This window comes from Pseudomonadales bacterium, from assembly GCA_024234165.1.
Lineage (GTDB): Bacteria > Pseudomonadota > Gammaproteobacteria > Pseudomonadales > UBA5518 > UBA5518.
In genome coordinates, this window is the sequence record JACKOP010000003.1 from 182,682 (window position 1) to 202,131 (window position 19,450).

The 19,450-nt window shown below is 66.1% G+C and carries 19 protein-coding genes; 14 read left to right on the forward strand and 5 right to left on the reverse strand.

The genetic code is table 11. The features are described from left to right. Positions 1-42 precede the first annotated feature (42 nt). Entirely contained in the window at positions 43-1,608 is a 1,566-nt protein-coding gene (locus H7A12_10180) for an acetolactate synthase large subunit (GenBank protein MCP5321177.1), read from the reverse strand. 76 nt (positions 1,609-1,684) lie between these two features. Continuing rightward, on the reverse strand, positions 1,685-2,584 hold the full coding sequence (locus H7A12_10185) for an acyl-CoA thioesterase II (protein ID MCP5321178.1): 900 nt from the start codon (positions 2,582-2,584) through the stop codon (positions 1,685-1,687). 116 nt (positions 2,585-2,700) lie between these two features. Here H7A12_10185 and H7A12_10190 point away from each other — a divergent pair, with 116 nt between their 5' ends. From H7A12_10190 to H7A12_10245, 12 genes are all read left to right on the forward strand, one after another. Continuing rightward, positions 2,701-3,897: an acyl-CoA dehydrogenase family protein gene (locus H7A12_10190; protein MCP5321179.1), complete on the forward strand. Its 1,197-nt coding sequence runs from the start codon at positions 2,701-2,703 to the stop codon at positions 3,895-3,897. Next, positions 3,894-5,048 carry an acyl-CoA dehydrogenase family protein gene (locus tag H7A12_10195; GenBank protein ID MCP5321180.1) on the forward strand — a complete coding sequence of 385 codons (1,155 nt, stop codon included), beginning with the start codon at positions 3,894-3,896 and terminating at the stop codon, positions 5,046-5,048. Before H7A12_10190 ends, H7A12_10195 begins: the two co-directional genes overlap by 4 nt. Before the next feature lie 50 nt (positions 5,049-5,098). Next, positions 5,099-6,016 (forward strand): SDR family NAD(P)-dependent oxidoreductase, encoded by a 918-nt coding sequence (locus tag H7A12_10200; GenBank protein MCP5321181.1) that lies wholly within the window; start codon positions 5,099-5,101, stop codon positions 6,014-6,016. Positions 6,017-6,037: 21 nt separating this feature from the next. Further along, positions 6,038-7,219, forward strand: coding sequence for an acetyl-CoA C-acyltransferase (locus tag H7A12_10205; protein MCP5321182.1), 1,182 nt, complete (start codon positions 6,038-6,040; stop codon positions 7,217-7,219). A gap of 30 nt (positions 7,220-7,249) precedes the next feature. Further along, on the forward strand, positions 7,250-7,456 hold the full coding sequence (locus tag H7A12_10210) for a DUF2905 domain-containing protein (protein ID MCP5321183.1): 207 nt from the start codon (positions 7,250-7,252) through the stop codon (positions 7,454-7,456). A gap of 159 nt (positions 7,457-7,615) precedes the next feature. Further along, the gene (locus H7A12_10215; GenBank protein ID MCP5321184.1) at positions 7,616-8,656 is read left to right on the forward strand and encodes a peptidoglycan-binding protein; all 1,041 of its coding nucleotides are present in this window, start codon (positions 7,616-7,618) and stop codon (positions 8,654-8,656) included. A 563-nt stretch (positions 8,657-9,219) separates the two neighbouring features. Then, positions 9,220-10,413, forward strand: coding sequence for an acyl-CoA dehydrogenase family protein (locus H7A12_10220; GenBank protein MCP5321185.1), 1,194 nt, complete (start codon positions 9,220-9,222; stop codon positions 10,411-10,413). 17 nt (positions 10,414-10,430) lie between these two features. Then, complete coding sequence (locus H7A12_10225; GenBank protein MCP5321186.1) at positions 10,431-11,609, forward strand: acyl-CoA/acyl-ACP dehydrogenase; 1,179 nt, start codon at positions 10,431-10,433, stop codon at positions 11,607-11,609. Positions 11,610-11,618: 9 nt separating this feature from the next. Further along, a complete protein-coding gene (locus H7A12_10230; GenBank protein ID MCP5321187.1) occupies positions 11,619-12,059 on the forward strand; it encodes an acyl dehydratase in 441 nt (146 codons plus the stop codon). Positions 12,060-12,069: 10 nt separating this feature from the next. Beyond that, positions 12,070-12,645: a MaoC family dehydratase N-terminal domain-containing protein gene (locus tag H7A12_10235; GenBank protein MCP5321188.1), complete on the forward strand. Its 576-nt coding sequence runs from the start codon at positions 12,070-12,072 to the stop codon at positions 12,643-12,645. Positions 12,646-12,659: 14 nt separating this feature from the next. Continuing rightward, on the forward strand, positions 12,660-13,811 hold the full coding sequence (locus H7A12_10240) for a lipid-transfer protein (GenBank protein ID MCP5321189.1): 1,152 nt from the start codon (positions 12,660-12,662) through the stop codon (positions 13,809-13,811). 6 nt (positions 13,812-13,817) lie between these two features. Then, entirely contained in the window at positions 13,818-14,237 is a 420-nt protein-coding gene (locus H7A12_10245) for an OB-fold domain-containing protein (GenBank protein ID MCP5321190.1), read from the forward strand. On the opposite strand, the gene H7A12_10250 is transcribed toward H7A12_10245, so the two are convergent. The 3 genes from H7A12_10250 to H7A12_10260 are packed head-to-tail and all read right to left on the reverse strand — an operon-like array spanning position 14,234 to position 15,800. Further along, entirely contained in the window at positions 14,234-14,779 is a 546-nt protein-coding gene (locus tag H7A12_10250) for a periplasmic heavy metal sensor (GenBank protein ID MCP5321191.1), read from the reverse strand. The genes H7A12_10245 and H7A12_10250 overlap by 4 nt on opposite strands. Then, positions 14,776-15,204 carry a hypothetical protein gene (locus H7A12_10255; protein ID MCP5321192.1) on the reverse strand — a complete coding sequence of 143 codons (429 nt, stop codon included), beginning with the start codon at positions 15,202-15,204 and terminating at the stop codon, positions 14,776-14,778. Before H7A12_10255 ends, H7A12_10250 begins: the two co-directional genes overlap by 4 nt. 8 nt (positions 15,205-15,212) lie before the next feature. Further along, a complete protein-coding gene (locus H7A12_10260; GenBank protein ID MCP5321193.1) occupies positions 15,213-15,800 on the reverse strand; it encodes a sigma-70 family RNA polymerase sigma factor in 588 nt (195 codons plus the stop codon). Between the two features lie 154 nt (positions 15,801-15,954). Between H7A12_10260 and H7A12_10265 the strand changes: the two genes are divergently transcribed. Both H7A12_10265 and H7A12_10270 read left to right on the forward strand, forming a co-directional pair. Continuing rightward, positions 15,955-17,700, forward strand: a complete 1,746-nt coding sequence (locus H7A12_10265; GenBank protein MCP5321194.1) for an ATP-binding cassette domain-containing protein — start codon at positions 15,955-15,957, stop codon at positions 17,698-17,700. Next, positions 17,697-19,448, forward strand: a complete 1,752-nt coding sequence (locus H7A12_10270; GenBank protein MCP5321195.1) for an ATP-binding cassette domain-containing protein — start codon at positions 17,697-17,699, stop codon at positions 19,446-19,448. The genes H7A12_10265 and H7A12_10270 overlap by 4 nt, the downstream gene beginning before the upstream one ends. Positions 19,449-19,450: the final 2 nt, after the last annotated feature.

Below are 19,450 nucleotides of genomic sequence, written 5' to 3' on the forward strand. Positions count from 1 at the left end.
CGTGCGCAGCGCTGCGATCAGATCGCTCACGGCAGGCGCTCTTCAAGCGGGATTGAATGCAGGCATCAGAACTTCGATCAGCCGCGGGCCGCGTGTTCCGATCGCTTCGGCGAATTGCGCAGCGAAGCTGGCAGCATCGTGTGCGCGCGTCGCTGCGACACCCATCGACTGCGCCAGCGCCACGAAATCGATATCCGGCTTGCCGATATGCAGCATCGAGCGCGCATTGGCGCCCATGCCGGAAGCGCCGACGCGCAGGAATTCGAGCTGCAGGATCGCGTAATCACGATTTGCAAACAGCACGACCGTCACGTCGAGCCGTTCGCGCGCCAGCGTCCACAGCGCCTGGATCGTGTACATGGCGCTGCCATCACCTTCCAGACAGATGACCTTGCGATCGGGTGCTGCGATCGCGGCCCCGACGGCTGCCGGGATACCCCAGCCAATCGCTCCGCCCGTCTGCGAGATCCACTGGTGTGCACGTGCGGTGCGCGTGCGCGCGAACACTTCCATACCGCAGGTGACGCCTTCATCGACCAGGATGGCGTGCTCGGGTAACAGCGCGGCGATCACGTCGGCGACCACCGACGTGTCCAGCGGCCCGGATTGCGGCAGTGCGGGCAACGCGAGCTCGCAGCGTGGCGGCTCGACGCGAACCGTACGCAAGGCCGACGCCAGCCGTTCGAGCGCATCGATCCGATCCTGGTGCGGTTCCGCGAGTACCAGTACCTCGCAGTCCTCGGGCGCGACCCGGCCCGGAACACCGGGGTACGCGAAGAACGACGCCGGCTCGCGTGTGGCGACCAGGATCAGCTTGCGCACGCTCTTCAGTTGCTCGATCACCATCTCGGCGAGGTAGGTGATGCGCTCGCACTGCGGCTGTCCCGCCCCCCACGGCAGTCGGGTCGCAAAGGTTTCGACCGCGATCCTTGCCCCGGTCGTGGCGGCGATGGTCGCCGCAAGTTCGAGCTCGGCATCGTGAACGTGGCCGCCGATGACGATCATTGCCGGCTCGCCGCAGCGCAGTGCGCCGGCGCAGGCCTCGACCGCGTCGTCGTAGGCGTAGCGTGCCGGCGCTGCAGTAGCCGGTGCAGCAGGGCCGCTGCTGCATTCGCCCCACGATACGTCCGCAGGCAGGATCAGCGTTGCGACGCGCCCCGGCGCCTCGTTTGCGGCGGCGACCGCGTTCGCTGCATCCTGCGGCAGCTCGTCGCTGGACGCCGAGGAATGAACCCAGCGCGACACCGGAGCGGCGACGCCGGCGATGTCGGATGTGAGCGGGGTGTCGTACTGCAGGTGGTAGGTCGCGTGGTCCCCGACGATATTCACGATCGCCACTTCGGCACGGTAGGCGTTGTGCAGGTTTGCAAAGCCGTTGCCGAGCCCGGCACCCAGGTGCAGCAGCGTGGCAGCGGGCTTGCCGGCGATGCGCGCGTAGCCGTCGGCAGCGCCGGTCACCACCCCCTCGAACAGCCCCAGCACACAGCGCATCCCGGGAACACGGTCCAGTGCGGCGACGAAGTGCATCTCGGAGGTGCCGGGGTTCGCGAAGCAGACCTCGACGCCGGCGTCGAGCAGTGTGCGCACCAGCGCCTCGGCTCCGTTCATGGCCTTGCTCTCCACTGACTGAGGGTGGCGGCAGGATAGCGCACTACCCCGCTGCGGCGCAGCCGTCAGCGGCGCGCTACGCATATCGATGATCGGAGGCCTTTGTGACAGCCTCCGAAGACGAGCGCAGATGCATCAGCCCTTCCTGCGCCGTGGCCGCGACCAGCCGTCCATCACGCGCAAATATCGATCCGAGGTTGAAACCACGCCCGCCACCGCTGCGTGGGCTGCGCAGTTCGTAGAACATCCAGTCGTCGGCCCGGAAGTCACCGTAGAACCACAGTGCGTGATCGATGCTGGCAGTCTCGACGTGCGGGTGATCGAAACCCATGCCGTGCGGCAACAGCGAGATCGCCATCAGGAAGCTGTCCGACATGTACGCGAGTACCTGCGCGTGCAACGCCGGATCGTCGCCGAGCGTACCGTCGGCGCGCATCCATACGCCGGTGTGGGGGGAGTGGCCTTCCATTGGGCCGTTCCAGCGCGGAATCAGCGGTCGGTAGTCGATCGGATTCCAGCTCCGCACCGGCTGCTGGGCGGCAAGCTCCCGCGACGCAACCGAAGTGAAATCATAGTGGCGCTGCAGTGACTCCGGAGGCGGAACCCCCTGCATCATCGGTGCCTGATGCTCCAGGCCGCTCTCGGGTCGCTGGTACGAGAGCGACGCATTGAAGATCGCCTTGCCCTGCTGGCGTGCCACCACCAGTCGCGTGCTGAAACGTCGCCCCTCGCGGATCGGATCGACCGCGTAGATGATCGGCCGCGACGGGTCGCCCGGGCGCAGGAAGTACGCGTGCAGCGAATGGACCCGGAGTCCCGCCGCAACGCTGCGATCGGCGCAACTCAGCGCCTGTGCGAGGACCTGCCCCCCGTATACGCGGGGGTTGCGACTTTGCGGGGTCGTGCCGCGAAAAAGATGGGTATCCAGTTGCTCGAGATCGAGCGCACCGAGCAACCGGTCCAGATCCTCGCTCATATCATCCGTCCTTGCTCACGATGCCCCGACAACAGCAGCTTCCGGCAATGGTATCACCACGGGTAATGGTGATAAGTTTGGGCGTCCCCGGCCACCTGACTGGAGAAGGCTTCGACGTGAACGATCCCGACCCTTTCCGTAGCGAAGTGCGTGCCTGGCTGGAGCTGAACTGTCCGCAGTCGATGCGCGGGATGCCCCGCCAGGGGCAGTCGTCCGAGGAAACGGTGTGTTGGGGTGGGCGGCGCTGGGTGTTTGCCAGTGAGGACCAGCGCATATGGCTCGAACGTATGGCGGAGCGAGGCTGGACCGCTCCCGAGTGGCCGCGCGAATACGCTGGCGGCGGGCTCGATCACGCGCAGGCGAAAGTGCTGCGCGAGGAGCTTGCCCGTGTCCACGCCCGCCCGCCGCTTGCCAGCTTTGGCCTTTCGATGCTCGGACCGGCGTTGTTGCGTTTCGGCAGTGACGAGCAGAAGAGGCGTTTCCTGCCCCCGATCGTGCGTGGCGAGATCCGCTGGTGCCAGGGCTACAGCGAGCCTGGCGCGGGGTCGGACCTCGCGAGCCTGCAGACGCGTGCCGAAGACCGCGGCGACCATTACCGGGTAAACGGCCAGAAAATCTGGACTTCGTACGCCGACCAGGCCGACTGGATCTTCTGCCTGGTTCGCACCGATCCGCTGGCCGCAAAGCACGAAGGCATCGGTTTCCTGCTGTTCGACATGGAGTCGCCGGGGGTCAGTACCCGGCCGATCACGCTGATCAGCGGCAGCTCTCCTTTCTGCGAGACCTTCTTCGACGACGTTCGTGTGCCGAAGCACCAGCTTGTCGGCGAGGTGAACAAGGGTTGGGATATCGCCAAGTACCTGCTGACGCATGAGCGCGAGATGATCAGCGGACTGTTCGGCGCAGGTGGCGCCGGGCAGGCCAGCGTGGCCGAGATCGCGTGCGAGCGCATCGGGCTGAGCCACGGCCGGCTCGCTGATCCTGGTCTTCGCCACGACCTTGCACGACTGGCGATCGACTCCGAGGCGTTTGCCTCCACGCTGGAGCGTGTGGTCGATGAAGCGAAGGCAGGGTTTGGTACCGGCGCCGCTTCGTCGCTGCTGAAGTACCAGGGCACCGAGCTGAACAGGCAGCGTCATGAACTGTTGATGGCCGTCGGCGGAGCCGAAGCACTCGGCTGGGAGGGGCAACGCTTCAGCGAAGGCGCGCTCGCGCGCGGCTGGCTGCGCAGCAAGGGCTCATCGATCGAGGGCGGTACTTCGGAGATCCAGTTGAACATCATTGCCAAGCGGCTTCTGGGGTTGCCGGCATGAGCTCGGAGATCGCGCCGCTGGTATACGACGAAGACGAACGCCTGCTCGACAAGGAGGCGGGCGCGTTTCTGAGCGAACACGCGGGACCCAGGGAGCTGCGCCGGTTGCGCGACACGCACGACCCCGATGGATTCTCGCGCGCCTTGTGGCGCCAGATGGTCGCGCTCGGCTGGGCAGGGCTGCTCGTCGACGAACGATACGGGGGACTCGGCTTCACGTACGCCGGTGCCGGCATCCTCAGCGAGCACTGCGGACGCACGCTGGCCGCCTCGCCGCTGTTTGCGACCGCGATCGTCGCTGCCACGCTGATCGGGCGCCTGGCGTCGGCACGGCAACGACAGCAACTGTTGCCCGCGCTTGCCGCCGGAGAGCGGCTGTGTGCGCTGGCCATCGACGAGCGGGCGCGCCACGACCCGAGTGCGATCGAGCTGAGCGCGACCGCCGATGGCGGTGGCTTTCGCCTCGACGGCGAGAAGTGCTTCGTCATCGACGCTCACGTGGCGGATCTGTTGCTCGTCGTCGCTCGCAGCGACCTGGCTTCAAGCGGAACGGCGGGTTTGTCGGTGTTCGCCGTGGCGCGTCAGATCCCGGGTCTGCACGTCGTACGCACGCGGCTGCTCGACAGCCGCAACGCGGCGACTCTGCACTTCGCCGGCGTGCGTGTAGGTGCCGACGCACTGCTGGGCGAACCGGGGCAGGCATGGCCCGCGCTGGAATACACGCTCGACGTCGCACGCGTCTGCGCTGGCGCCGAGCAGCTCGGCATCGCCGGTGAAGCCTTCGCCCGCACGATCGAGTACCTGAAGCAGCGGCGCCAGTTCGGCCGTGCCATCGGCGAGTTCCAGGCACTGCAGCATCGTGCTGCGCAACTGTTCTGCGAGATCGAACTGGCGCGCTCGGCGGTGCTGCGTGCGCTGCGCGCGGCCGATGCCGGTGAGCTGCGGCTGGCCGCGCTTGCCAGCGTGGCGAAGGTCAAGGCAGGCGATGCCGCCACGCTCGCGGTCAACGAGGCGGTGCAGATGCACGGTGGCATCGGCATGACGGATGCGATCGACATCGGCCTGTTCATGAAGCGGGCGGCAACCTTGCGGCAGTTGTTCGGTGACAGCTATTACCACACCGACCGCTACGCGACACTGGCCGGCTACTGAAGGATGCCGTGGTACGCGCAAACGGATCGTCGTATGCAAGGAGTCACTGCATGAGCGTATGTTTCGATGGCAGGGTGGCGATCGTGACCGGAGCCGGCGCCGGACTGGGGCGCTCGCACGCCCTTGCGCTGGCAGCGCGCGGGGCGAAGGTGGTGGTGAACGATGCAGGCGGGGCCAGCGATGGCAGCGGTCGGTCGGGGACGGTCGCGGAAGCGGTGGCAGCAGAGATCCGCGCTGCGGGCGGTGAGGCGATCGCGAGTGGCGCCAGTGTCACCGAGCGTGGCGAAGTCGATGCGATGATACGCCAGGCACTCGACGCCTGGGGTCGCGTCGACATCCTGATCAACAATGCCGGCATCCTGCGCGACAGGAGTTTTGCAAAGACCGACATCGACGATTTCCGTGCCGTCGTCGAGGTGCACCTGCTGGGCGCGGTGCACTGCACGGCGGCCGTGTGGGAGGCGATGCGGGCACAGCAGTACGGGCGCATCGTGATGACGGTCTCGTCGAGCGGTCTGTACGGGAATTTCGGTCAGAGCAATTATGCTGCCGCGAAGATGGCGCTGGTCGGGCTGATGAACACGCTGGTGATGGAGGGCGAGAAACACGGTATCCGCGTCAATTGCGTGGCGCCGGTGGCTGGCACTCGCCTGACCGAAGGGCTGCTCGATCAGCAGGCCTTCGAGCTGCTGACACCGGAGGCGGTCACGGCGGGTGTGCTGGCGCTGTGCGCCGAGCGATCACCGAACCGCATGATCCTGTCGGCCGGTGCAGGTGGCTATGCGAGCGTCCATATTTATGAAACCCTTGGCGTACATCTGGCGCCCGAAGAGCAGACACCGGACAATGTGCTGGCACGACTCGCCGCGATCGAGGATCGCAGCGGCGAGCAGGAATTCCGCCAGGGTTTCCAGCAAAGCCTCAAGTTCGTTCGTGCCGCGGCGCAGGCCGCGGGCATCGTCATCTGATCAGCACGGAGAAGCAGGAACATGACAGACGCAGTCATCGTAGCAAGCGCACGTACACCGCTCGGCAAGGCCTTCCGTGGCCTGTTCAACGATACCGAGGCGCCGACCATGGGCGGCATGGCGGTGCGCGCCGCAGTGGAGCGCACCGGCGTGGATCCGGCAGAGGTGGACGATGTGATCATGGGCTGTGCGATGCCGCAGGGCACCACCAGCCTCAACATAGGACGCATGTCGGCACTCTCCGCAGGCTTGCCGGTGACGGTCAGCGGCATGACGATCGACCGTCAGTGCTCCTCCGGCATGATGGCGATAGCCACCGCGGCGAAGCAGATCCTGTGTGACGGCATGCAGATCGTGGTCGGCGGTGGGCTCGAGCACATCAGTCTGGTGCAGAACGAACACCAGAACATGTACCGCCGCGTCGATCCGCGCCTGAAGGCGCTGCACCCGAACGCCTATATGCAGATGCTGCAGACTGCCGAGGTGGTCGCGAAGCGCTATGGCGTTTCGCGCGAGCAGCAGGATGAGTACGCGCTGCAGAGCCAGCAGCGCACCGCAGCGGCCCAGAAGGCCGGACTGTTCGCCGACGAGATCATCGAGGTCACGACGAGCGTCGCGGTGAAGGACAAGAACACCGGCGAGGTGAGCCACAAGAACGTCACGCTGGCGCTCGATGAAGGCAACCGCGCCGATACCACGCTGGATGGGCTGCGCAGTCTGAAGCCGGTGGTGGAGGGTGGTTGCATCACAGCCGGCAACGCCAGCCAGCTCTCCGACGGGGCCGCAGCCTGCGTGGTCATGGATGGGACGCTGGCAGCGCGGCGCGGCATCCAGCCGATGGGACTCTACCGCGGCATCGCAGTCGCCGGCTGCGAGCCTGACGAGATGGGCATCGGACCGGTGTTCGCGGTGCCGAAGCTGCTGAAGCAGCATGGCCTGAAGATGGACGACATCGGGCTGTGGGAGCTGAACGAAGCCTTCGCAGTGCAGGTGCTCTACTGCCGTGACCGGCTCGGCATCCCGAACGAGCGCCTCAACGTGAACGGCGGAGCGATCTCGATCGGTCACCCGTACGGCATGAGCGGCGCGCGCATGGTCGGACACGCACTGCGCGAGGGCAAGCGTCGCGGCGTGAAGTACGTCGTGGTGACGATGTGTGTTGGTGGCGGCATGGGTGCAGCAGGCCTGTTCGAGGTGCTGTAAGGCAGCTCGCGACGCGTTCGGGGTGCGCGCATGGCGCGCTGGTTGATCGTCGCCGGGATGGCGCTGCTGGTGCTCGGGATCGCGATGCAATACGCACCGTGGCTGCTCGGGTGGTTCGGCAAGCTGCCCGGCGATCTCGACCTGCGCAGTGGCCGCACGCGGGTCTTCATTCCGATCACCTCGATGCTGCTCGTGAGCCTCGTGCTGACCGTGATCCTGAACCTGCTGCGGCGCTGAGCCGGCATTCGCGTCGCCACCATGCCTGGCGATGTTTTGCGACACCCTCTGCGGTCCCGCCAATGCGATTGGCATCCGGGCAGTGCACGCGCCTGTTGACCGCGATTCTGACCGCGTCGCAGACTGCGCACCGGGCAACCACAACAGGAGCATTCGAAGATGGCCATCTACCACCGTGCAGGACTGGTGCACTGTGTTCTCGCCGCAACCCTGACCTTATCCGCTGCGTCGTTGACGGCCGGCGTCACCGACATGAAACAGGGCAAGGGAGGCAGCGTGGTGCAGGGCGCGGCAGGCACCCAGGGATCGCAGGGCGACACCGGTCTGCGCAAGTGCGCGCAGCCGCTCGGCGCCATTGCGGTCGTCGAACCGCAGGATTACGTGATGGCATCGCTCGCGCGCTTCAGCCTGCAGTCACCGACCAGCCTGATCCGCCTGATGATCCAGCAGTCGAACTGCTTCATCGTCGTCGAACGCGGCGTGGGCATGCAGAACATGATGCAGGAGCGCGCGCTGGCGGACTCCGGACAACTGCGCTCGCGCTCGAACATCGGTCAGGGGCAAATGGTCGCTGCCGATTTCCTGCTGACGCCGTCCGTGGTGTTTTCCGATAACAACGCCGGTGCGGTCGGCGGTGCGATCGGCGGTCTGCTGGGTGGCAAGGCGGCTCTGATCGGTGGTCTGGTCGGCGGACTCAAGTTCAAGGAGGCGCAGACCAGCATGCTGGTCGCCGATGCACGCTCCGGTGTGCAGGTCGCGGCAGCCGAGGGCAGTGCACGCAAGGCTGACCTCGGGCTCGGTGCGTTCATGGGCGGTGGTGGCGGTGTCGGCGGTCTCGGTGGTTATGCCAGCACGGCCGAAGGCAAGGTCATCGCAGCGAGCCTCGCGGACAACTACAACAATATCGTCGGTGTCATCGAAGGCGATCCGAACCTGCGCCGCAACGTCGGCACGCTGGGGCAGGAGGCTGCCGCCGGCGGCAGCACGCAGGCCGGCGTCGGGGCAAACGAGGGTGACGTGATCTATCCGAAGATCGACAACGTGAAGCTCGTCGCACAGCCCGCCGACGGCGCCAAGGTGGTTGCCGTGCTGCGCAAGTCCGATGAACTGGTCTACATGGGGCAGGAGAAATCCGGCTATCTGAAGGTCGAGGGCAGCATGGGCAGCGGCTGGGTGCGCAAGACGCTGACGATTCGCTGAGCCCGGGTGGCCCTGCGTCGCCACCATCGCAGCATCACGCCCTCGGTGCTGACGCAGGGTCGTCACCGCGCGCGTCGTATCCAGGCACGCGCGGACCCGACCTGGGCGCAGGTCGGCTTCAGAGGCTGTTGCGAAGGCCCTCCGAGCATCGACATGACCGGCGCGTGACACACGCCTCGTAATGTTCTGCGACACCCGGTTCATGCCGACAGGGTCTCGTAGCCATGCGAGCGCGAACCTGATCGTAGGGGCGAGCGGCGGCTCGCCCGTACGAGGGTCGTATCCAGGCGCGCGTGGCCTGGTTGCTGTCCGCGAACGCGCGGACCTCCACGATCTCGTCGTATCCAGGCGCGCGTGGCCTGGTTTGGGCGTAGGTCGGCATTCATGCCGACGGCGGCGTGTTGTGTCCTTCGTCACGATCCAGACCAGTCGACAGGCGGTTCGAATTGCCAATACGTCAAGATTCTTGACGATTATTCCGGTGTTCGCTAGGCTTCGATCCGCGCGGAATCGAGCGAGTCGGTCGCGCCCCGCACTCGTCGCCACATGGAGAGGCAAAAGGCATGGATTTCCGCTTTACACCGGAGGAGCAGCAGTTTCGACTGGAGGTGCGCCGCTTCATCGCCGATCACTGCCCGCGTGCACTTGCCGGCTACCACGAGATTCATGCCGAACACGTACCGCTGGAAATGGAATTCCTGAAGAAGATGGCCGCGAAGGGCTGGCTGGGTGCCGTGTTTCCCAGGGAGTACGGGGGTCGCGGTGAAGAGCGTGTGCCGATGTCCGAGTACATCCTGATCGACGAGCTGCACCACGCGGATTTCGAGGGCGTTGCGCTCACGATCACCTATCTCGTCGGCATCATCGGCAACACGCTGCTGCAGGTCGGATCCGAGGAGCTCAAGAAGGAGTTCCTGCCACAGATGCTGAACGTCGACATCCGCTTTGCGATTGCCTACAGCGAGCCCGACGCCGGCAACGACATCGCCGGTATCCGCACGCGCGCCGTGGACGATGGGGATGATTTCATCGTCAGCGGACACAAGCGATTCATCACCTGCGCAGATACTTCCGACTACATGTGGACACTGGTTCGATCCGAGCCGGGTACGGCACGCCACCAGGGTCTCAGCATCCTGTTGATGAAATCCGACCTGCCGGGCATCACGATCCAGGTGTTCGAGATGATGAACGGCATCCAGACCTGCGAGGTCTACCTTGACGAAGTGCGTGTACCCAAGCGCTACCTCGTCGGCGCGCGCGGCAACGGCTGGCGCTACCTGATGGAGGCCCTGTCGCGTGAACGCATGACGATGATCAACTTCAAGGCAGTCAGCGAACCTTTCGAAAGGCTGGTGCAGTGGGTGCGCACCGCCGAGATGGATGGAGAGGCGCTGGCGGTCGATCCGGTGGTGCGCCAGTCGCTCGCGAACATGCACGTGAAGATCGCCGGCGGGAAGATGCTGCAGCTCGTTGCTGGTGCCCGCGCGGCCGACAAGAACTACGTTCCCACGCTCGAGGCCGCCGCCTGCAAGATGTATCGGGCGATGCTGAGCTGGGAGAAGGCGACACTCGCCCTCGACATCATGCGTTCGCACGGATTGCTGACCGCAGACAGCCCGGATGCGCCACTCGATGGCTGGTGGGCGGCCGAATACGGTTGGGCCGGGCACGAGCTGTCGGGCGGCGGCGGCATGGATCTCAACCGCAAGATCATCGCGCAGCAGGGCCTCGGCCTGCCGCGCTGGTCCAACTGAACGGGCGGAGGACACCGGTGGACGTCAAGCTCAGCGACGAGCAGCAGATGATGGTCGATGTGGCCCGCGAATTCCTCCAGGCCGCGTGCCCGCTCGATACCGTGCGTGCATGGGAGAAGCTCCCGATGGGCTATTCCGTGCCGGTCTGGAAACAGATGGCCGAAATGGGCTGGACCGGCGCCATTTTCCCCGAAAGCCACGGTGGGATGGGCTTCGGCACGCTCGACCTCACGCTGCTGATGAAGGAAATGGGACGGGTGGCCCTGCCGAGCCCGTTCATCTCCACGGTATTGCTCGCGGGCTGCACGATATTGCACGGCGGCAGCGAGCGGCAGAAGCAGCAGATCCTTCCCGGAATCGCGGCGGGCAATCTGCTGCTGTCCTTCGCCCTCGGCGAATCCAGCGCACAACCCGATGCCGCAACCGTGCGCACCAGCGCACGACGTGTCGGTGACGACTACGTGCTGAACGGCAGCAAGCATTTCGTCGAATTCGCCGAACAGGCGAACCGCATGGTGGTCGTCGCGCGCACCAGCGAGTCGGATGGTCCAGAGTCCGGATTGACGGTCTTCCTCGTCGATGCGAAGGCGCCGGGCATCGAGTACGTGCCGCTGCGCACCCTGGCCCTGCAGCCGCAGGCCAAGGTCCTGCTGAAGGACGTCAGGGTCGCTGCCAGCGATGTCATCGGGCGTGTCGATCATGGCTGGGAGATCGTCGATCCGGTGATCCAGGCGGCAACCGCGATCGTGTGCGGCTACATGACCGGCATCGCAGAGGGCGCACACGAGCTCGGGCTGCAGTATTCGAAGGAGCGTGTGCAGTTCGGCCAGCCGATCGGAGCCTTCCAGGCGATCCAGAACTACCTGGCCACGGCGTGGGCAAAGAATGTGATGGGCGAGTACCTGAGCTATTACGCCGCCTGGCTGATCGACAACGAGTTGCCGAGTCGGGAGGCAGTGTCCACGGCGAAGGCTTTCGTCGGCTATTCCGCCGTCGAGGCAACGCAGCTTGCCACCCAGCTTCACGGCGGGCTTGGCGCCACGGTCGATGCGCGCACCACCCCCTACCTTCGTTGGGCAAAGCAGTTGCAGCAGACGCTCGGCAATTGCCAGTACCACGAGAAGATCGTCGCCAGCGAAATCCTCGACAAGGATCCGTTGCAACTGGATGAAAAACACGCAATCGCTCTGAGCTAGGAGAGCCGCATGCCACTGCCACCCGTGATTGACACCCGCTACGACGCGGTCGAAGTCGGGCAGGAGATTCCCGCGATCAGCATCGGGCCGCTGAGCCACACGCAATTCATCTTCATCGCGTCGTCGCACCATGACTGGTATCCGGCGCACCACGATGTCGAATATGCCCGCGACCAGGGGTTGCCGGACATCTTCATGAATGCGACCTGGCAGCACGGCATGTTCCAGCGCTTGCTCTGTGCCTGGGCGGGCCCGAACGCCATTCCACGACGCATCCGTTACCGCATGGGGCGTCCCATCGTGCGTTTCGATACGGTGCACGCACGTGGCGTCGTGACCGGCAAGCGGATCGAGGACGGCGAAAGGCTGATCGACCTGGATATCTGGCTCGACAAGCAGGACGCCGACAAGGTCACCGTCGGCACCGCCGTCGTCGTGCTTGCTGCCTGAGGAGAAGCGCATGAGCAATGCAGTTTATGAGACCGATCCAGCGGGCTACGTCTACCGCATCGGCAGCGAAGAAGAAGGCGTGCAGTGGGTCGGGCGCGAATCCGAATCGATCGAGCAGCCCTACCCGATCGACGTCGAGCACATCGAGCATTTCGCCGAAGGCATCCAGGATCCGAACCCGCTGTACTGGAGCGAGGAGTTTGGTCGCCAGACACGCTGGGGTGCTCGCATCGCGCCGTGGGGGGTGATCGTGCTGACCAGCGAGCACAAGGTGTGGCGTCCGCAGTGGATGGAGCAGAAACCCGAAGCCGGCACTTTCTTCATGACGGTGCCTTTGCCGGGTAACCGCTTGCTGGCGACCAATTACGAGATCGAGTGCTTTGCACCGTTGCGTTCCGGTGACCGTGTGTTCAAGCAGGAGCGGCTGGAGTCGATCGTGCCGAAGACCTTCCGTGTCGGTGTTGGACACCAGGTCACGGTCAAGGCGTTCTTCCGCAACCAGAACGGCGATCTGTGCATCACCGACAGCCGTACCGTGTTTCGCTACCGTGCCGGCACCGGCGCGGGTTACGACGCGTCACGCTGATCGGAGCCGAGCGCATGGATCTGCAACGCAAGGCAGCCATCGTCGGCATCGGTGCGACCGAGTTCTCACGGGATTCGGGACGCAGCGAACGCCGACTCGCCGTCGAGGCCGTGCTGGCGGCACTCGCCGACGCGGGCGTCTCTGCCGACGAGATCGACGGACTGGTCGGCTCCGACTACGACGACACCAACCAGCTCGACCTCGTCAACGCGCTGGGGCTGCGCAACATCGCCTCCTACGCCACGATTCCGCACGGGGGCGGCTCACCGTGCGGTGTCACCGCGCACGCCGCGATGATGGTGGCCTCGGGGGCGTGCCAGTATGTACTGGCCTACCGTTCGTTGAACGAACGCTCGGGACACCGCTACGGCAGCCCCGAGGTGCAGGCAGCATTTCCCTGGGTGCACGGGCTGCATGCGCCGTACGGCCTGGTCGTTCCCGGTGAATGGACCGCGATGCACGCGCGTCGACGCATGATCGAGTTTGGCGACACCCGCGAACAGTGGGCCGAGGTACCGGTCAGCTTCCGCGCACATGCCAACCGCAATCCGCGGGCGATGCAATATCGCAAGCCGTTGTCGCGCGAGGACTACCTGGCGGCGCCGATGCTTGCCGAGCCGCTGTGCCGTTTCGACTACTGCCTGGAAACCGACGGTGCCGTGGCGTACGTGGTGACTTCGGCCGAACGGGCCCGGTCGTTGCAAGCGACGCCGGCGTTCATTCAGGCTGCCGTCCAGGCCACGGGATTTCCGATCTGGTACCAGACGAACTACTACCGCGACTCGCTGACCACAGGTGACGAGGCGGTAGCGACGGCAGCCAGGCTGTGGCAGACGAGTGGCCTGACGCCGCGCCATATCGACGTGGCGCAGATCTATGACCACTTCGCGCCGCTGGTGCTCACCTCGCTCGAGGACTACGGTTTCTGCGGCAAGGGCGAGGCGGCTGCCTTCGTGGGGGACGGGCGGATCAGGCTTGGCGGCGAGCTGCCGCTGAATACGGCCGGCGGCCTGTTGTCGGAAGGTTATATCCACGGCTGGAACCTGATCCTCGAAGGCGTGCGCCAGATCCGTGGCACCTCGACCGCGCAGGTCGAGGACGTGGAGTTTTCGCTGGTGACCAGCGGTTGGGGCGCGCCGACCAGCGCGCTCATCCTCTCGAGGTGACTCGTCATGAACCCGTCCGTACCTCGTCCGTTGCCGCAGATCGATCCAGACCATCTGCCGTGGTGGGAAGGATTGCGCCGCCATGAATTGCTGGTACAGGAGTGCCCCGCCTGCAAGCGCTGTATATTCCCGCCGCAACCGGCCTGTCCGCACTGCCGTTCACTCGAGCGCGGCTGGCGCCGTTCGAGCGGGCGCGGCAAGGTGTACAGCTGGGTAACGGTACATCGGGCGTCGCACCCCTGGTTTGCAGATGAGATTCCCTATGCCGCCGTGCTGGTGGAGATGGAAGAGGGCTTTCGCGTCGTCGGCAGCATCGATTGCCCGCCGGAACGCCTGCACGAAGGCATGCCGGTGGAGGCGGGTTTCGAGGACGTGGACGAGCAGATCAGTCTGCTCAGGTTCCGCACGGTCGAGGTGGATTCCTAGGACGGCCCCGCAGCAGGCGGCGTTGTCTGTGCGTCGCCGTCTGCCGAGTGCCGCCGGTGATGTCTGCCGTCGAAGCGTCCTCGTGCGTCAGGTCCGCGCGGCGATTGCAGCAGCGCATCCATCATCGCGCGCCGTTCGGCCGCCGGCAGTTCGAGTGCCGTATCGACGAAACGCTGGTGCAACTGCTGCTGCAACGCCAGGCCGTGTTCGCGCAGCGCAGTGAGTGCCTGCTCCAGTTGCCCGCGTCGCGGCTGTTCGCGTGCCAGCTCCTCGGCCAGCGCCATGCGCAGCGCGTGCATTTCGCGATGCTGACGACGCATCTCCGCCTCCGGCGGCAGCAGGCGCTTGCGCAACTCCAGCCGTCGTGGCCAGGAAACGAATCCCAGCCGTGCGTCGACCTCGCGTTCGAATGCCGGCGGGTGCATTGCACGTGCGCCCACGCGCCCGGCAAGCACACCGCCGAGGAACAGATTCCCGGCGACGGACACCGCGAGCAGCGTCCCGAGCACGGCCGGGCGTGTCAGTTTCTGCATCGTGTTCACAGTGATTCCTCCAGCGCGCTGGGGTTGCCCAGCAGCAGTTCGGTGTACGCGGGGCCATCGTCGACGGTATCGATCTGCGCGAAGCCGAGCACGAAGCCCAGCAGCGCCGAGGCCAGAAAGCCGGTCGACAGCCACGCTGCGTAGCGTGGCCGCGACGATGCGAACACGGGCACCGGCATCGTTTCGGTACCCGGTGCGGCACCGCTCGCGCGTGCAGCGTCCATGATGCGCTCCACGCGAGCGGCGTCATCCGCTTGGGGTTGCCACGCGTCGAGGAACAGGTCCACGCGCTCGGCGTCGGCCAGGATCGCCATGCCGTCGGGAGTTGCGGCGAAACGGTCGTAGAGCACGCGCTCGTGTTGCGGCCAGCGTGTGCGCGTGGCGCCATGCGCCAGCGCGAGTTCAGTGAAGCGCCCGATGCTCATGCGTCCTCCTAGTGCAGTTCACTGCGCAGCCGTTCGCGCAGTGCCGCACGTCCGCGCGAAAGCAGCGATTCGAGCGCCCCTTCGCTGATGCCCATGATCGCCGCGGCTTCGGCCTGCGGCAGGCCTTCGTAGTGACTGAGAACCAGCGCGGTACGCTGGCGTTGCGGCAGCGCAGAGAGTGCGGCCTGCACGCGTGCCGAGCGACGCTCGCTTTCGAGTCGCTCGACCGGCGTGGGCGCCGGGTCCTGCAGCGTGTCGTCGAGTGCGTCGTGAGTCCGGCGTCTGCGGCGCAATTCGTCGATGGCGAGGTTGTGCACCACCCGGTAGAACCAGGTCGTGAAGCGTGCGCGTCCCTGCCAGTCCTGCGCGCCGTTCCACAGGCGCAGGAACGCGTTCTGCACCACCTCTTCGGCCGTTTCCGGGCTGCCGGTGAGGCGGGTTGCAAAACGCGCTGCCCAGCCGCCATGACGTCGTACCAGTTCGGCAAGCGCTCGCGCATCACGCTTGGCCAACGCGCCTACGAGTGCCTCGTCCGTCGTCTGCGCGCTGGCGCTCACGTTGCTCCCCGATGGTTCGCCTGCCGGGGGGTCCAGCATTCCCCGTGAAGGTGGGATTGCCGCCATGTTCGCCGATGTGTCCCTGCCGCTGCCATCGTCCATGGCTGCCCATCACTCGCGCCCGTACCGATGCCTTGAGACGTGTCCGGCGGTCCGATTCCTTCGCGACGGTCGAGTCGGTTATCGTGCCAGGATGAAGATCTTCTGGCATTTGCGCGCATTCTTCCGCGCCCACTGGCGTCGTTATGCGGTCGCGTGTCTGATGCTTGCCGGCGTCGCGGTGCTGAACCTGCTGCCACCGGCGATCCTCGGTAGCGTGGTCGACGGCATCGTGGCCGGCACCCTGGATGCGCACGGTCTGTGGCGCTACGCGGGAGCGCTGGTCGCCATCGCGCTCGGCGTCTACGTGTTGCGCTTCCTGTGGCGGCAAATCCTGTTCGGCGCCTCCTACACGCTTGGACGCCAGTTGCGCCAGCGTATCCACGCTCATCTGTGCACGCTGTCGCCGGCAGCACTGGCTGCATTTGCGGCGGGTGACCTGATGGCGCGTGCCACCAACGATGTGCAGGCGGTGGAGATGAGCGCCGGCGAGGCGGTGCTGTCGATATTCGATGGGCTGGTGACGGGTCTGCTCGTGCTCGGCGTGATGGTGTTCGGGTTGAGCGGTTGGCTCACCGCGATGGCACTCGCGCCGTGGCCACTGATGGGCTGGGCGCTGTGGCGACTGGGAGTGCAACTGCTGGAGCACTTCGATGGCGCGCAGGCGGCCTTCAGCCGCCTGAACACGGTGACGCAGGAGAGTGTCGCCGGGTTGCGCGCGCTGCGCGGGCTCGGTGCCGAGGCCCACGCCGAGCGCCTCTTCGCCGGCGCCTCGGTCGAGGCTGCGGCGGCCAGCCTCGAGGTGGCGCGGATCGACGCACGCTACGATCCGGTCATCTATCTGACCGTCGGCACTTCGTTCCTGATCACGCTCGGTGCCGGTGCCTGGATGATCGAGCTCGATCGTCTGACGATCGGCCAGCTCACCAGCTTCACGCTCTACCTCGGCCAGCTCGTGTGGCCGATGTTCGCGTTCGGCTGGATGGCGAACCTGGTACAGCGCGGCAGCGCGGCATGGGCGCGCATCGACGAGTTTCTGCACACACCGTCCGCAGTGCCCGATACGGGCACGCTGGAGACGGTCAGCGGGCAGCGTCTCGAGGTCGTGGTGCGCGAGTTCGGCTATCCGGGGCGTGTGCAGCCCGCGCTTGCCGACCTGAGCTTCGTGCTCGAGCCGGGACGGACGCTGGGAGTCGTCGGCCCCACCGGTAGCGGCAAATCCACCCTGCTGGCTCTGCTTGCACGTTTCTACGAGGCGCCGCAAGTAAGCGTTCACCTCGGTGGCAGGGCGCTTGCAGAGTACCGACTCGATGCGCTGCGTGCGGCAATTGCGTTCGTGATGCAGGAGCCGGTGCTGTTCTCGGCCACACTGCGCGAGAACCTGCTGCTCGCACGCCCGGACGCCAGCGAGCAGGCCATCGCGAGAGTGCTCGACACTGCAGCGCTCGGCAACGACATCGCGCAATGGCCGCAGGGTCTGGCCACCGAGGTCGGCGAGCGAGGCATCACGCTCTCTGGCGGCCAGCGTCAGCGTTTGTGTCTGGCACGTGCGCTGCTCGGGGAGGCGCGCATCCTGCTGCTCGACGATGCGCTGTCGGCGGTGGACGCCGAGACCGAGCACCGCATCCTGGCGGCGCTCGAACGTGATACACGGCATTTGAGTCGAGTGATCGTAAGCCACCGGCTCTCCACGGTGCAGTCTGCCGACGAGATTCTGGTGCTGCGCGAGGGGCACGTGGCCGAGCGGGGCACGCACGCCGCGCTGCTGGCCGGTGGCGGTTGGTATGCACAGACCTGGCGCTATCAGCAGTTGGCGGCCGCTGCGGGCGGTATTGCATGAGCCGGCCACGGGTATTGCCGCGCCTGCTCGCTCTTGCCACCCGTGACCGGCGCGCATTCACGAATGCCGTGCTGCTGGTGCTGCTTGCCGCTGCAGCGGAAGTCGGCGGCCCGCTGCTGATCCGCACGTTCATCGACGCCCATGTGCAGACCGGTGAGTATCCGTTGCGACCGGTGCTGCAGTTGGCTGCGGCGTATGTGGGGTTGCAGTGCGTGGCCGCGGTGGCTGGCTACGCGCAGGGCGTGCAACTCGCACGGATTGCGCTCGACGCCGTGCTGCGACTGCGTGAGCGGGCATTCACTACCACGCTGCGGCTTCCTGTCACATGGTTCGATCGCACTCCGGTGGGCTCGGTGGTGTCGCGGCTGACGAACGATACCGAGGCGGTGAAGGACTTCTACCTCAACGTGCTCGGCGTGGTGGTGGCCAATGGCGCACGCGTGATCGGGATGGCCGCGGCGATGCTGCTGCTCGACTGGCGACTGGCGATTCCGTGCCTCGCCTTCCTGCCGGCTGCAGCAGGAGTGATGTGGACCTACCAGCGCCTGAGCGGGGCACGCTTTCGCCGTGTGCGCCAGGCCCTGGCGACGATCAACGGTGCGCTGTCGGAGTCGATCGGCGGCGTGCGTGCAATCCAGCTCACGCGTCGGGCGCAGCACTTCGATCAGCGCTTCGCGGCCCAGTGCGGCGAGCACTACCACGCGCGCATGGCCTCGCTCAGGCTCGACGCGATGATGCTGCGGCCACTGGTCGACCTGCTGCTGATGCTGTGCACGGCGGCGTTGGTGCTGTGGTTCGGCAGTGAAGCACTCGGTGGTGTGCTCGAGATCGGTGTGATCTACGTGTTCGTGAACTACCTGGCACGCCTCGCCGAACCGGTGATCGACGTGGCGCACCGGCTCGGCATGTTCCAGAGCGCGATGGTCTCGGCAGCACGCGTGTTCGAACTGGTCGATCGCGACGATGCTCGCCAGCCGCTGGCGAGCGGGCCGCTGCCTGCGGATACGCGACTGCGCGCCGAAGGGGTGGGATTCGCATATCCCGATGGCCCGCCGGTGCTGCAGCGCATCGACTTCGAGCTGGCGCCGGGGCGCTCACTGGCGCTGGTCGGTGCAACCGGCAGCGGCAAGAGCACGCTCGCCGGCCTGTTGCTGCGTTTCCACCAGCCGCAGCACGGCAGCATCACGCTCGGCGGGGTGGCGCTGGATGCGATCGACGACCATACCTTCGGTCGCCTCGTCGCCTACGTCCCGCAGGATCCGTTCCTGCTCGCCGGCAGCATGGCCGAGAACATCGATTTCGGCTTTGACGCGAACGCCTCTCGCGTCGAAGCGGCAGCGCGTCGTGCCGGTCTGGGTGCCTTCGTCGACGGACTCGAGCGCGGCCTGCAGACCGGGGTCGGCGAGCGAGGCACCGCCTTGTCGGCTGGCCAGCGCCAGCAGGTCATTCTTGCGCGTGCCCTGCTGCGCGAGCCGGCCCTGCTGATCCTCGACGAGGCCACCGCAAGCGTGGACAGCGCCACCGAAGAGGCGCTGCAGCAGGCGCTGCATGCCCTGGAAGGAAGCGTTTCAATGGTGGTGATCGCTCACCGCCTGTCGACACTGCGTGAAGTGGACGAGATTCTGGTACTGGCCGGCGGGCGCATCCAGGAACGCGGATCGCACGCGCAACTGATCGCGCGCGGCGGGCTCTACCGGCGCCTGTGGGAACTGCAGCGGATGGAGTCGCACGCCGATCTCACGATCTGAGT

Coding starts and splice junctions, on each gene's coding strand:
- H7A12_10180 (MCP5321177.1), bottom strand. CDS start 1,608: ATGAACGGAGCCGAGGCGCTGGTGCGCACACTGCTCGACGCCGGCGTC.
- H7A12_10185 (MCP5321178.1), bottom strand. CDS start 2,584: ATGAGCGAGGATCTGGACCGGTTGCTCGGTGCGCTCGATCTCGAGCAA.
- H7A12_10195 (MCP5321180.1), top strand. CDS start 3,894: ATGAGCTCGGAGATCGCGCCGCTGGTATACGACGAAGACGAACGCCTG.
- H7A12_10200 (MCP5321181.1), top strand. CDS start 5,099: ATGAGCGTATGTTTCGATGGCAGGGTGGCGATCGTGACCGGAGCCGGC.
- H7A12_10205 (MCP5321182.1), top strand. CDS start 6,038: ATGACAGACGCAGTCATCGTAGCAAGCGCACGTACACCGCTCGGCAAG.
- H7A12_10210 (MCP5321183.1), top strand. CDS start 7,250: ATGGCGCGCTGGTTGATCGTCGCCGGGATGGCGCTGCTGGTGCTCGGG.
- H7A12_10215 (MCP5321184.1), top strand. CDS start 7,616: ATGGCCATCTACCACCGTGCAGGACTGGTGCACTGTGTTCTCGCCGCA.
- H7A12_10220 (MCP5321185.1), top strand. CDS start 9,220: ATGGATTTCCGCTTTACACCGGAGGAGCAGCAGTTTCGACTGGAGGTG.
- H7A12_10230 (MCP5321187.1), top strand. CDS start 11,619: ATGCCACTGCCACCCGTGATTGACACCCGCTACGACGCGGTCGAAGTC.
- H7A12_10235 (MCP5321188.1), top strand. CDS start 12,070: ATGAGCAATGCAGTTTATGAGACCGATCCAGCGGGCTACGTCTACCGC.
- H7A12_10240 (MCP5321189.1), top strand. CDS start 12,660: ATGGATCTGCAACGCAAGGCAGCCATCGTCGGCATCGGTGCGACCGAG.
- H7A12_10245 (MCP5321190.1), top strand. CDS start 13,818: ATGAACCCGTCCGTACCTCGTCCGTTGCCGCAGATCGATCCAGACCAT.
- H7A12_10255 (MCP5321192.1), bottom strand. CDS start 15,204: ATGAGCATCGGGCGCTTCACTGAACTCGCGCTGGCGCATGGCGCCACG.
- H7A12_10260 (MCP5321193.1), bottom strand. CDS start 15,800: ATGCTGGACCCCCCGGCAGGCGAACCATCGGGGAGCAACGTGAGCGCC.
- H7A12_10265 (MCP5321194.1), top strand. CDS start 15,955: ATGAAGATCTTCTGGCATTTGCGCGCATTCTTCCGCGCCCACTGGCGT.
- H7A12_10270 (MCP5321195.1), top strand. CDS start 17,697: ATGAGCCGGCCACGGGTATTGCCGCGCCTGCTCGCTCTTGCCACCCGT.